The organism is Halomonas sp. BC04 (assembly GCF_000568385.1).
In genome coordinates, this window is sequence record NZ_AZQX01000392.1 from 1 (window position 1) to 12,058 (window position 12,058).

Annotated in this window: 14 protein-coding genes and 2 pseudogenes; 7 read left to right on the forward strand and 9 right to left on the reverse strand. The window is 50.7% G+C overall.

The genetic code is table 11. From position 1 onward, the window contains the following. From Q427_RS26240 to Q427_RS26255, 3 genes and pseudogenes are all read left to right on the forward strand, one after another. On the forward strand, positions 1 to 256 hold a 256-nt coding region (locus Q427_RS26240; RefSeq protein WP_043518409.1), incomplete at its 5' end, for a nucleotidyltransferase family protein. 57 nt (positions 257 to 313) lie between these two features. Beyond that, a complete protein-coding gene (locus Q427_RS30765; protein ID WP_081786231.1) occupies positions 314 to 964 on the forward strand; it encodes a DUF427 domain-containing protein in 651 nt (216 codons plus the stop codon). 44 nt (positions 965 to 1,008) lie between these two features. Next, positions 1,009 to 1,624 (forward strand): annotated as a pseudogene (locus Q427_RS26255) (IS30 family transposase); the annotation flags it as partial. A 106-nt stretch (positions 1,625 to 1,730) separates the two neighbouring features. On the opposite strand, the gene Q427_RS26260 reads toward Q427_RS26255, so the two are convergent. The 6 genes and pseudogenes from Q427_RS26260 to Q427_RS32840 all read right to left on the reverse strand — a co-directional run bounded on the left by Q427_RS26260 (position 1,731) and on the right by Q427_RS32840 (position 3,778). Beyond that, on the reverse strand, positions 1,731 to 2,228 hold the full coding sequence (locus Q427_RS26260; protein WP_043518410.1) for a hypothetical protein: 498 nt from the start codon (positions 2,226 to 2,228) through the stop codon (positions 1,731 to 1,733). A gap of 1 nt (position 2,229) precedes the next feature. Further along, on the reverse strand, positions 2,230 to 2,550 hold the full coding sequence (locus Q427_RS26265) for a hypothetical protein (protein ID WP_043518412.1): 321 nt from the start codon (positions 2,548 to 2,550) through the stop codon (positions 2,230 to 2,232). Positions 2,551 to 2,739: 189 nt separating this feature from the next. Beyond that, positions 2,740 to 2,973 (reverse strand): annotated as a pseudogene (locus Q427_RS26270) (ATP-binding domain-containing protein); the annotation flags it as partial. Continuing rightward, entirely contained in the window at positions 2,955 to 3,074 is a 120-nt protein-coding gene (locus Q427_RS37215; protein ID WP_081786232.1) for a DUF4236 domain-containing protein, read from the reverse strand. The gene Q427_RS37215 and the pseudogene Q427_RS26270, both read right to left, overlap by 19 nt. A gap of 18 nt (positions 3,075 to 3,092) precedes the next feature. Then, positions 3,093 to 3,281, reverse strand: a complete 189-nt coding sequence (locus Q427_RS35770; RefSeq protein WP_269321325.1) for a potassium channel family protein — start codon at positions 3,279 to 3,281, stop codon at positions 3,093 to 3,095. After that, on the reverse strand, positions 3,245 to 3,778 hold the full coding sequence (locus tag Q427_RS32840; protein ID WP_269321326.1) for an ion transporter: 534 nt from the start codon (positions 3,776 to 3,778) through the stop codon (positions 3,245 to 3,247). The genes Q427_RS35770 and Q427_RS32840 overlap by 37 nt, the downstream gene beginning before the upstream one ends. A gap of 265 nt (positions 3,779 to 4,043) precedes the next feature. Between Q427_RS32840 and Q427_RS26280 the strand changes: the two genes are divergently transcribed. From Q427_RS26280 to Q427_RS31725, 4 genes are all read left to right on the forward strand, one after another. Then, positions 4,044 to 4,373, forward strand: coding sequence for a DUF427 domain-containing protein (locus Q427_RS26280; protein WP_043518415.1), 330 nt, complete (start codon positions 4,044 to 4,046; stop codon positions 4,371 to 4,373). A gap of 190 nt (positions 4,374 to 4,563) precedes the next feature. Then, entirely contained in the window at positions 4,564 to 6,165 is a 1,602-nt protein-coding gene (locus Q427_RS30775) for an RNA-directed DNA polymerase (protein ID WP_081786233.1), read from the forward strand. After that, a complete protein-coding gene (locus Q427_RS31720; protein ID WP_155833706.1) occupies positions 6,162 to 6,914 on the forward strand; it encodes a hypothetical protein in 753 nt (250 codons plus the stop codon). Before Q427_RS30775 ends, Q427_RS31720 begins: the two co-directional genes overlap by 4 nt. Before the next feature lie 258 nt (positions 6,915 to 7,172). Continuing rightward, entirely contained in the window at positions 7,173 to 7,868 is a 696-nt protein-coding gene (locus Q427_RS31725) for a hypothetical protein (RefSeq protein WP_155833707.1), read from the forward strand. A gap of 16 nt (positions 7,869 to 7,884) precedes the next feature. Here Q427_RS31725 and Q427_RS31730 read toward each other — a convergent pair whose 3' ends face one another. The 3 genes from Q427_RS31730 to recD all read right to left on the reverse strand — a co-directional run. After that, positions 7,885 to 8,592, reverse strand: coding sequence for a hypothetical protein (locus Q427_RS31730; RefSeq protein ID WP_155833708.1), 708 nt, complete (start codon positions 8,590 to 8,592; stop codon positions 7,885 to 7,887). Next, positions 8,589 to 10,025 carry a dGTP triphosphohydrolase gene (gene dgt / locus Q427_RS26285; RefSeq protein WP_051496736.1) on the reverse strand — a complete coding sequence of 479 codons (1,437 nt, stop codon included), beginning with the start codon at positions 10,023 to 10,025 and terminating at the stop codon, positions 8,589 to 8,591. The genes Q427_RS31730 and dgt overlap by 4 nt, the downstream gene beginning before the upstream one ends. A gap of 73 nt (positions 10,026 to 10,098) precedes the next feature. Beyond that, the coding region (recD, locus tag Q427_RS26290; protein WP_043518417.1) for an exodeoxyribonuclease V subunit alpha at positions 10,099 to 12,058 on the reverse strand (1,960 nt) is incomplete at its 5' end.

The window sequence follows — 12,058 nt, forward strand, 5'->3', positions numbered from 1 at the left end:
ACACCTGCCGTGGCTATCCAGCGAGTATGGCGTCACCTCGTTGGCGCTTTTTGGCTCCATGTCGCGCGATGAAGCTCGCGACGACAGCGATATCGATATCCTGGTGAGCTTTGACGGCCCGGCGACCTCGGCCCGTTATTTCGGGGTGCAGTTCTACCTGGAGGATCTGCTGGGCCATCCAGTAGACCTGGTGACCGACAAGGCGCTACGACCCGAGCTGCGGCCCCATGTTGAGCGTGAGGCAGTGCGTGTCTGATTCTCCCGGAGCTATTCGCCGCGGTTCCTGTCCACCCAACCGGCATTGAGTGAGAACATGACGGATCGCCTGACACCATCGGCCGTACTGAAGAAGCTGCAAGACAACCAGGGCGTGTCCTTCGCCGAGGTATTTCGGCACGGCTCGCTTCAGGTCGAGATCTACAAGCCGGATGGCGCGGATTACCAAACCCCGCATACAAGGGACGAGGTGTACGTCGTCATCTCCGGCTCAGGCCAATTCATCAATGGCGATACACGACAGCCCTTCGAGGCGGGTGAAGTGCTGTTCGTACCCGCGGGCGTTGTTCATCGCTTCGAGGACTTCACCGACGACTTCGCCACCTGGGTGTTCTTCTACGGCCCAGAGGGCGGCGAAGCACCCACCGAACCCCGCATCACCTTGCACCCGCACAACCGCCGGATACAGGTGACGATCGGCGACACGCTTCTCGCCGACACCACCCGCGCCATCGAACTCCGCGAACGTGGCTACCCGCCGTGCCAGTATATCCCCCGCGACGATGTGCGAATGGAGCTGCTGACCCGCTCCGATACCGTGACCCACTGCCCCTTCAAGGGCGATGCCGCCTACTTCTCCCATGGCGAGCACACCGATGTGGCGTGGAGCTATGAAGAGCCGTTGGCAGACATGCAGGCAATTGCGCAACACATGGCGTTCGACGACAAGAAGGTGACCGTCGGCTGAAGGCTAAGATCTGAAGGCTGAGGCGGGAACGGCAGTGCAGCGAAAAAGAGCTCATCGCCTGCTTGCGGCAGGGCAACGGCAAGCGTCAACCGCGCAGCCGGGGTAATGACCGGCGTGGCCAGATCCCGGACCTGGTCAGCATTCATATGTCCCCACCCGAGATCGAAGACCGTCTGATGCCCGGCCACTGGGAAGGCGACCTGATGATGGGTGCCAACAACCGGTCCGTCATCGGCACACTGGTGGAGCGCTCTACGCGCCTAGTGATCCTGGCCAAGCTGGACGGCACGACGGCCACCGCCGCTGCCATCGGGTTCAGCGACAAGCTGAACGAGGTCCCACGCGCCCTGCGGCTCTCCATGACCTACGACCAGGGCAGGGAGATGATGAAGCATGCCGAGATCACACTGCGGACCGGGACGGCCATCTATTTCGCCGATCCCCATAGCCCGTGGCAACGAGGCTCTAACGAGAATACCAACGGTCTGTTGCGTCAGTACTGGCCGAAGGGCACGGACCTACCGGTCTATAGTCAGGAAGAGCTCGATGCCATTGCGGATTCATTGAACATACGCCCCTGCAAGACATTGGATTGGCGAAGAGCCAGTCTATGGCGAGGTTCTCAAGAAGTCCGTCGCTGGACCGGGCACCCTTCAATAGTGTTGCGCTTGGAACTTGAGACCGCCTATTCTGATCCAGCTCAGAGGGCGAATTCCACACCCAACGGCGAAGAGCGGATAAAGAATAGATATCACGATACTGCTTGTTATATACCTCTAACTATTTTCTTTAAAGATTCTTTTTCTAGGAAATCAGAGTCCACCTTCACAAGCTTGCCGTTGTCTCCAATTATAAAAATGTATGACTTTTCTCTGTCGCCGGAGTACACGACAGAATAATCATTCTCAGACCACCTCTCAACTTTCCGGCCTTCCACAAAGGACTCTTGCATTATCTCAATGTTATCCTGGTCACATCCTGAATCATCCCCGTCGAAGAAAACATTCTTAAAGAAAACGCTGGCTGGGCACCCATAACTAAGAGTTTGATCATTCGTCATGTCGGAAAAAGCCAAGAACCGCTTCCCCAACTCATCCCCGTACCTGAATATTAAAATATTTTGACTACCTCCTGCGTCACCTATCATGGAGAAGTTTCCGGGAATTTCAAAGCTAAGGCCTGAATACGTCAGCTCAATATCTGTCTTTGCAAATGTGTTAATAGAAAACAGCACCAGAACAACAGAAAGCCCGAGTTTTAACATTTCAAATTCCTTGTAACGCCATGGTTATTTCTGTTTTATAGCTTACGCTAATTCTGACCTTGCAAACATGGTAAATGGATGTGTTTCCAGCAACTATGTTCTTGCCAATATTTGCAATTTGTTTAACAATGTATGACCTCCCCGGCTTGATACCGCTGGGCCTTGGGACGAGGTCCATGGATTCAGAACACACCTGCGCTTCAGAGATTGCTTTGTAAACCACCTCTGCAGCTCTCTCATTTACTGACTGAGCCGATGCTGTGCCGTCTCCCCAAAAATAGTTAATAGCTGCAGATACGTATTCCCTATCGTAGTAATCCATGCCCCAGATTCCTTCTGGTCTATTATATCGATGCTGTCCTCATAGGCTGCTCGGATACTACCAAAAAAACGATGGCTCCCGCCAGTGCATAACAGCGTATCCTAATGGTCTGGCACCGTGACTCATTGCTCCTTCAAGGGCGACGCCGCGTACTTTTCGTTTGGCCGAAGATCGCCAAGATTGCAATTCCTACAACCCACTCACCCTTATCACCTCCCTCGTCACCGCCTCATCCAGCATCCCGCGGCCTGTCTCCACTATAGTGAGCCAATCTCTTGCGCGGGTGATGCCGGTGTAGACCGGCTCTCGGGTGAGGATAGGGTTAGGGGCATCGGGGAGGAGCAGGGCGGTGTGGGTGAATTCCGAGCCCTGGGATTTGTGTACCGTCATAGCGGAGACGGTTTCTACCGCCTGCAGGCGGCTGGCCTCTGCCTGGGCGCTGGTTGCCCTCCGATCCCGCTTTTGCTGAGGTTCAGGCTAATGCCTGGGGCGATACGGATGCGCCGTCGAAATCGAAGTGCCATTCCCCGCTCCCTGTCTTGTTACTCGTTATTGTCGTTTTCAGCCTGGTCCCGACGTCTCTGCATGGCATCGCTGAAGGCTGCCGCCAGGATGCCGGTCGGCATGGCGATCATGCCGATGCCGACGATGGCGGTCAGGCCCGCAAACAGCTGGCCAACTGCGGTCACCGGCGTTACGTCCCCGTACCCCACGGTCGTGAGTGTGGCCACGCTCCACCAGAGCGCTCTGGGAATACTCCCGAAGGCCTCGGTTGATGGCTGGCTTCCAGGACATAGATCACGCTGCTGGTGACGATCAGCAATGCCACCGCCACCATCAGGCTCACCGTGAGTTCGTAGCGCCGCCCGCGCACCGCCTGATAGAGATCGCCGATGGCGTTGGAGAAGCGCCCCAGGCGCGCGAGCCTGAGTAACCGGATCAGTTTGAGCAGGCGCAAGGCGAAGGCGTTGACCGCCCCCATGGTCAGGAAGAACGGCAGAATCGCCAGCAGGTCGATGATCGCCCATGGGCTGACCATAAAGCGCAGGCGCCCAGCCAGCCCGTGATAGCGAGGATCTTCGCCAGCCGCGATCACACGTGTGACGTACTCGACCAGAAAAGCCAGCGCCAGCGCAGCCTCGGTGGTGACGAAGATGCTGGGAGCCAGCGCTCGGACCAGCGGCTCCGTCTCCAGAATGGTCAGTGCCGTGGCGAGGATGATCAGCACGGCTATCAAGCGGTTGGTGATCGATAGCCAGGGGAGTCACGAGCGGTGGGCTCGAGCATCAGGTAAAGGCGACGGCGCCAACCCGTATAGGGGGTGGCCTTCTGGCTATCCAATGGCTGCATGCATTTCCCCTATCCCGTCGCCAGCCCGTAGAGCGGATCTCGAAGCATCCGTTGATGGCCAGAATGGGACTAATCAGCTTTGGGTGCTAGGCTGAATCTCATAACAGTATAACGACAAAGCCTATACGTAATGGGATGGCGCTATGCCAACGGCTTCCAGCGAGCCCCGTATCACCCTGCTCCCGCACGCCCGACGCGTGCGAGTCATCATCGATGGCACCCTGCTTGCCGACTCCACCCGCGTCATCGAACTCCGCGAACGCGGCTACCCACCGCGGCAGTATATTCACCGCGACGACGTAAGGATGGACTTGCTTACCCGCTCCGAAACAGCGACCCACTGCCCCTTCAAGGGCGATGCCGCGTACTTTTCGTTTGGTGAACACGAGGACGTGGCGTGGAGTTATGAGCAGCCGGCAGAGGGGATAGCGGAAATTGCGGAGAGGCTTGCGTTTTATGAGGGTGATGACTAATAACGGTTTGCAACCTAAAGCGGACGTGCAGGAAAAGGCAGCAAGTAAGATCATAGGGTATATGCAGCATGCACGATGATGGGGTATATATACTTAATCTCATAGGATTTCAATAGACTGAGATGTGATTGAGCTGTGGCATAACTGTTCAGCATTTCTACGGCAAGAATGTGCATCAAAAGGAATATGAATGAAGATTGAAGAAGCAATAGATCTAGCAATTCAAAATATTGCTCGGCATGGCGATACAGATGTCTTCCCTTTCCCTTTTGAGACGCATGTATTTTTCGACAATCCAGAAGAGTGTAAAAAACTCTTGTTAGATATCCACTCTAACTTTGATGACTACATGGCTCAGTCCCCACCTTCAATATTAGAAACATTGACCCAGGTTGGGTACACTGGATTCAGATGGGCCACACAAATAGAACCATTCTGGAACGCGTATTATCTGGCATTAGTTATTTCAATTGCTGAGCAAATTGAAGCCTCTAGAGTGCCTGAAGAAAGTAATTCTGTTTACTCTTATAGGTACTGTTGGGAACATGCAACAGCTAAACTTTTTCGGCCAAGCACATGGCGAGATTATAAGCAAAGGGGTTTAGAGCTAAGCGATGAGTATCAGTTTGTTGTGGTTACTGACATAGCTGATTTTTATCCAAGAATCTACCATCATAGAATTGACAATGCCCTCCGTAGGCTCCCGAATGCAGGGGAAACTCCTAAACGAATAATGGACTTACTATTTTCATTCTCGAAGAATGTTTCATATGGCCTACCAGTCGGCGGTCCCGCATCACGAATATTGGCCGAACTGGCACTAGTTACGACTGATCTTCAGCTTTCTAGAAGAAATATTAAGTTTTGTCGATATGCAGATGATTATTGTATATTTTGCGAAAGTAAGTCTGAAGCTTATAAGATTTTAGTGCTTATTTCAGAGAAGTTACACAACGAAGGCTTGTCACTACAGAAGAAAAAAACAAAAATAATAACAACCGAAGAATTCAGAGAAACTGCAAGAATGTTGGATCCTGCTGACAATCAGGATCCGTTAGCAGAGGAAGAGCAAAAGCTACTAAATATTTCTTTACGCTACGACCCTTACTCTGATACCGCGGATGAAGATTATGAAGCCCTAAAGTCGGCAGTGAAAGATGTAGATATTATTGGGATTTTGGGAAGAGAGGTTTCAAAAACAACAATAGACGCAACTGTTACAAAGCAAGCAATAAATGCAATTTATGCCTTAGAACCTCATGAGCAATATGGGGCGATATCTACTCTTCTGCAAGAAGACAACCTGACAGTGCTGTCACCTGTGTTCGTCCTTGTGATGAGGGCGATAAAAGGTGTTTATGATGATATACCAAATTATGGAAAAGACTTTGTAGACAAACAATTAGTTGCTCTCTATGAGTCAGATTCTCAACTTCTAAGTGTTGACTTGAACATAAGTTATTATGTGTTGGCACTGTCGAGGCGAAGATCACTTTCTAAAGAAGAAATACTTATAGATATTTTTGATAAAACAACGAAGCCTTTAATAAAGAGGCAGGTGATAATGGTTATGGCGAGTTGGGAGTGCCATTATTGGCTTACCGATATTAAAGGTCATTATGGCGGTTTCACTGAATGGGAAAAGAGGGCTCTAATAATTGCATCGTATTCCTTGGGTGATGAAGGCAAGCATTGGCGAACACACACAAAAGACACGTGGGGTGAACCTGAGAAAATTATTAGAGACTGGTACTCAAATAGATTCCAGAAAAATATGAAGTTCCCATTATGATTTCTGAAAAAAATATTGCGTCTGAGTTCAAAGGGTTTTGGAGTGAATCATTACCACTCTTAACCCCGTCTTTTGTTCGGGTGTTTAATGAAGTAAGCTTAATTGATCTGACAGAATATCATCAAACTAAAATAAGGCGAGTACCTATTGGTCCTCAGGTAGAAAAGCATGACTTGGTCGCAGAATTCGCTTTTCAATTAGCAATGCGAGCACATGAAAAGTCACTGTGGATAGATGAGTTAAAGCTTGATAAAAGTAATGTTGAAGCTGCATATATTGGCGCAACATCTTTTCTTAAAAAATATGAAGCTGGCAATGGGGTTATTGTTTTAAATGAAAATGAGGTCGAAGAGTCTTTCACTTTAGCAGAACAGTATGACTATTTTATCGAAACACGAAAAGCGGATGATATTGAATTCTCTCCACAGGTGGCAGGCGCCGGATTTCTTGGTTTATGTAAGGCTGATCTATCAATTGATGAAACTCTTTACGAAGTAAAAACCGTCTCTAGAAATATAGCGGGGAAGGATATTAAACAACTTTTGATCTATTTGGCTCTGCAACACTCTACAGGGCGACAGCGTTGGAAGTACGCAGGGTTTTATAATCCTAGAAAGGCTCAGTGTTACAGATTTTCAATTGACCACTTGATATATAGAACGTCTGGAGGAAAATCCACATCAGAACTATTCTCAGATGTTATTGATTTCTTGGGTAGCCGAGGAGTGGAACTTGATACAGCATTCTAAAAAATGCAGAAAGTCAAAGCACTCGTACTCAGTAAAGCTGCGCCGATGTTTGAAGTGTAATATATATGCCGGGTGATTAGAGAGGTTCGCTTTCCTGGCTCGTAGCGCTCTAGCTTTCGAAGGAGTATATTGACTCTTGTCATGGGACACATCATGCTTTGGTGCTAGTCTATAATATAGACATTTAATTATGCGATATGGCGAGCGGTTGAAGCTCTGAAAGAGCCTTAAGTGATAATAATTCTTAATAGAGGGCGTATGAAGCTGGATAACAGAGATCTGTATAATTTGCTATCAAGAGAGAGGAGAGTCAGTGGCCTGTACCATGCCAATACAGTGGCTACTTCTATGACTTATATCGAAAATGGAGGCCTCATCTCAAGAGGCGGTGTGGTTATTAGAGGGCTATACCAGACGCCGCAATCTTCTGACAATGTTGATGTAAGGTTTGACGTATGGGACGATGTTTTCTTAGATATTGTTGACTTGCACGGGCACTTTCCGAGGCAGAATATTTACGGACCAGTGCTATTCAAATTTAATTTAAATTTCTTGCTTCATGATGACGTTGATATTTGGATTACGAAAAATAACCCTATTTATTGGTCTAGCGAAGCACCTCCTGGAGAAAAATATTTTCAGTCTGTCCAAGAGCTTCGTGAAACATGGGATAACTACGAATTACAAAGGAAGATGGTAACGATTAGAAAGCCTAGAAGTCCAATATTGTTTGACTATTTGAATGAAATAATTATAGACCATCCGATGATTGACTTAAATGATGGAACTAGCTTATTTGGTCTTGCTGAGAGAGCGATATCCAGCGCCGCAGCTGCCAATTTAAGTCCTGAAGTTAATGTTATAATGCGGAAGTGTAGTTCGCGATGCTTTTGTACTAATAATTATGGTACCTTATGTGGTGAGGAATTGTCGCGTCTTTTTTTGCCCAGATGAATATCATGGCGCGAGCCTAATGAATGTCGAGAGATAACTGCTCAAGAGGCGTAAACTCTTTAGTCGGGTTGTGTTTTACGTGTTTCTCAAGGCTTTCTTTGATTCTAAGGTAAAAGGAATCATTTGCTCCCAGTTTAATATTTTGCAATATGTATTTTGCTAGATCCGGCCCTATCGATAACTGTTTTTTTGCTGCTACGTAAATTGCTCTTTTTGCCATCTTTGATGGATGAGGGTGTTCTGGAAAGTTAATTTCAAGATTTTTTTTATATAGCCCCTCTTCAAAGCAAGGGGCTGTATATATCACTTTTTCCTTGTAATCTAATGCGATCGCATCTAAGTTGAAGAAAGTGGTCTTGCATAGGTCCTGAAAATCATTTGCAACTATTAACTTGTTTTTTACCGCCCAGGTGTCATTAAGTGACCACACATCATAGACGTAGCCATGGCTTTGAAATCTATACCCGCCGAACTTATTTTTGGTGGGTGAGTAGGGGCGTAAAACGCTCTCTAGTTTTTTTGATGACCCGAGGGTAACTATGTCAATATCTGAATGAAATTCCCGGGCAAGATCTAAAGAGAAGTCCCTTATCATTCCTCCAAATATTACACTGTTGGGTAGGTGTGACCACAAGTTCTCCAAAACATTGAGCTGTTTTGGGCGGTGCCAAGCATCACTTTTAAGATACTGTGTGATCCTGTTTTTCAGTGTATCAAGTGTCATCTGAAGGAGTTGAACTCTTCTAGTAAGCTCATGGCATAGGAATCTGTCATGCCCGATATCATATCAGTTAGAAGCATGAGCTGTCTATATCGCAACGGCAGTTGCTTTATTTCAAAAGCAGGGTCTGTGTAAACACGACGATAGTTTTCCGATATTCTTGTATAAACGTAGCGAGAAAAGGGTGGGGCGCTGTGTATTTTTTTAGGGTGATCCGGGTCGGTCTCTCGTATCGCCTCCCAGAAACAATCCATTAGAGAGTGTATTGTATTATGTCCTCTTAGCTCAATTTCTAAAACAGATCTATGCTGAAAAGCGTGGATTATAGAAAAGTCTCCTAGTAATTGCCTTAGTTTTTCCGCCTTGGATGATTCCAGTATGGGTTTAGTTGCTGAACCTAAAATATAACTCCCCGAGTTTTCAGTAAAAGTTTGGGTGACTGCCTGCACCATTTTTCCAATAGCAAAGACGCGGAATCTTTGCATTGAGACATCGTTAAGCTCATTAGGTGATAGGTCGGACTTTCTGTATTCTTTATGTTTTTCCTCGCTTTCTTTTATTAGCTCCATAATTAGGTGATCCCCATTTCCATGATGGTCAAGGTAGGCAATCAAATCTGAAAATGAGGCGAGCCCCTTTTTAACGGCATCTTCAATATCTAAAACTGCATACGCAATGTCATCACAAGCTTCCATTAAATAAGCTAACGGGTGGCGTTGCCCTTCTGATAACCCAACCTTATTAAGAATTTCCTGTGCAATTTTTTCTTCGGAGAAGAAGTAGCCAAATTTCTTATGGGAAACCCCTTTTCTTTTATCAACTTTCGAGACTGGAATCGGGTATTTCATCATTGCTGACAAGGTCGCATAAGTTAGGTCTAAGCCGAAGTTATCGTTGAGGAGTTGAAGTCTTGTTACCAGTCGGAAGCCTTGTGCGTTTCCCTCGAAATTTAGGAAATCATCGTAAAGTTTTTTGCTAATGACTTCATTTTCGCTTTTGTCCTTGGTTAATTTGTCGCTGTTGTCCGTGAACCAACTCTGTATGGCAGCTTCGCCTTGGTGGCCAAAAGGCGGGTTGCCTAAGTCATGAACTAGGCCGATAGCTGCCAACAGAGCCGGTATGTTCCTACATGCACCGGGAATATCCTTAGCTATACCATGTTTGTGGACTAAAGCCACGCCAATACTACGAGCTAAATTCGATACTTCATGTGAGTGCGTAAGCCGGTTGCGTACGCTGTCATTGTTGTCTAATGGGAAAACCTGGGTTTTGTCTCCAAGCCGTCTAACAGGTGTTGAAAAAAGTATTCTGTCGTAGTCCCGCTCAATCTCAGTCCTAGTAGGTTCAGTATCATCATTTGTATTGGAATCTCCCCTGGCATCATATTTTCTTCTTCCTTGGTTGAGGAGTTGTTCCCATTTTTTATCCATGTCCATGCGCAATCCTTAGTAGTCGGTTATTAAACAAGTTGTGCTTATGATAAACATTAAAGACTTGCTACTGCTACTGCTACTTAACTCCCAGCCCACTCACCCTGACCACCTCCCTCGTCACCGCCTCATCCAGCATCCCGCGTCCCGTCTCCACCAGCGTCAGCCAGTGCTTGGCACGGGTGATGCCGGTGTAGACCAGCTCACGGGTGAGGATGGGGTTGGGGGCATCGGGGAGCAGCAGGGCGGTATGGGTGAATTCCGAGCCCTGGGATTTGTGTACCGTCATGGCGAAGACGGTTTCTACTGCCTGCAGGCGGCTGGGCAGTACCCATTTGATGTCGCCGCTGCCGTCGCTGGCGGGGAAGGCGACGCGTAGTAGGCTGCGGCCGGGCTGTTGCGCTGTGTTGCGGGCATCGGGCACGGCGAGGGTGATGCCGATATCGCCGTTCATCAGCCCCAGGCCGTAGTCGTTGCGGGTGACGAGCACCGGGCGGCCTTCGAACCAGCCCTGTTCCAGCTCCCGGTCGCTGGCCTGGAGCAGTCCGGCGCGGCGCAGTGCTCGGCCGATGCGCGGGTTGAGGCCGGCAATGCCCCAGGGGCCTTTTCTTAGTGCGCAGAGCAGTTGGAAGTGGCCGTGGGCGTCGAGCACGGTGCGAGCCCAGTCGTCGAAGGGCTTTCGTGCTTCCTCTTCGCCAAAGCTGGTCTGCGTTGGGCGCTGCTGCTGCATTACCTCAAGATAGTGCCGGTAGCCCAGCGGTGGAGCGATGGAGTCACCGCGGCGGTCGTGGCGGCCTTCGCCCTGGTTGGTAAAGCCAGCCGGGTTGCCGTTGACCATCAGGCGGTCCAGGGCCGGGTCGTCGGCGTCTGCCAGGCGCAGCCGGGCGAGGTCGGCGAAATCTTTTTTGAAGACATCGCTTACTGCACGTTTCTTCTCTTTCGGCCCGTGCTCGGCACCAAGCGGGCGGTTGACCGCTTCGGCGAGCTGGCCGATGCCGCTGCTGGCATCGAAGCGGTGGCTTACCCGCAGCATGGCGATGGCCTGGTCCAGCGGCTGGCCGTCGGTGTCCTTGTACTGCTCGGGAATCGGCGTGCCGGTCACGGCTTCCAGCCACTCGGCGGTGGCGGGGGTGTAGTGGCCGCCTTCGGCGCGCTGGCACAGGTCGCCGAGCACGGCACCGGCCTCCACCGAGGCGAGCTGGTCCTTGTCGCCGAGCAGGATCAGCCGCGCCCTGGGAGGCAGGGCGGTGAGCACGGCGGCCATCATCTCGATATCCACCATGGAGGCTTCGTCGATCACCAGGGCGTCCAGCGCCAGCGGGTTGCCGGCGTGGTGACGGAAGTGGCGGGTATCCGGCCGCGATCCCAGCAGTCGATGCAGCGTGGTCACCTCAGTGGGAATGCTGTCGCGCAGGGTTGAGATATCCACACCCTGTTGGCCCACGGCGCTGGCCAGTTCCACCAGTGAGAGGCCCTGCACCTGCTTGGCGATGGATTCGTTGAGCCGTGCGGCGGCCTTGCCGGTGGGGGCGGCCAGGCGGATGCGCAGCGGGCGTGGCGAGTCGGTTTCGCCCAGGGCCAGCGCCTGCAGCAGGGCGAGCAGCTTGACCACGGTGGTGGTCTTGCCGGTGCCGGGGCCGCCGGTGATCACGGCGAAGTGGGCCTGGGCGGTGAGGGCGCAGGCGGTTTTTTGCCAGTCGGGTTCCGGGCCAACCGGGGGCACAGGGAACAGCCCGTCGAGGGCGGTGGCGAAGCGTGCGGTGTCGGTGACGTTATCCGGGCGCCTGTCGGCGCCAGTCGTGAGCTGAAGCTTCCTCCTACAGAGTTCGTCGCTTGTGCCGAGTCTTGCCGAGATCAGGTGGCGGATATCCTGCTCGTACTGCCAGTAGCGGCGCAGGTAGAGCCGCGTGTTGCCGTTGTGCTCGGCGCGTACCAGCGGGGTGTTGCCTGGGTTACCGGTGGCGGCGTCGGCGATCAGCAGCGGGTGGTCCAGGGCGGCGCGCCAGGTGGCGAGCTCGAGCCCGGCGAGGACCTCGCTG

Excerpts from the sequence above, each read along its gene's own strand:
- Q427_RS30765 (WP_081786231.1), top strand. The coding sequence starts at position 314 with ATGACGGATCGCCTGACACCATCGGCCGTACTGAAGAAGCTGCAAGAC.
- Q427_RS26260 (WP_043518410.1), bottom strand. The coding sequence starts at position 2,228 with ATGTTAAAACTCGGGCTTTCTGTTGTTCTGGTGCTGTTTTCTATTAAC.
- Q427_RS26265 (WP_043518412.1), bottom strand. The coding sequence starts at position 2,550 with ATGGATTACTACGATAGGGAATACGTATCTGCAGCTATTAACTATTTT.
- Q427_RS37215 (WP_081786232.1), bottom strand. The coding sequence starts at position 3,074 with ATGGCACTTCGATTTCGACGGCGCATCCGTATCGCCCCAGGCATTAGC.
- Q427_RS26280 (WP_043518415.1), top strand. The coding sequence starts at position 4,044 with ATGCCAACGGCTTCCAGCGAGCCCCGTATCACCCTGCTCCCGCACGCC.
- Q427_RS30775 (WP_081786233.1), top strand. The coding sequence starts at position 4,564 with ATGAAGATTGAAGAAGCAATAGATCTAGCAATTCAAAATATTGCTCGG.
- Q427_RS31720 (WP_155833706.1), top strand. The coding sequence starts at position 6,162 with ATGATTTCTGAAAAAAATATTGCGTCTGAGTTCAAAGGGTTTTGGAGT.
- Q427_RS31725 (WP_155833707.1), top strand. The coding sequence starts at position 7,173 with ATGAAGCTGGATAACAGAGATCTGTATAATTTGCTATCAAGAGAGAGG.
- Q427_RS31730 (WP_155833708.1), bottom strand. The coding sequence starts at position 8,592 with ATGACACTTGATACACTGAAAAACAGGATCACACAGTATCTTAAAAGT.
- dgt (WP_051496736.1), bottom strand. The coding sequence starts at position 10,025 with ATGGACATGGATAAAAAATGGGAACAACTCCTCAACCAAGGAAGAAGA.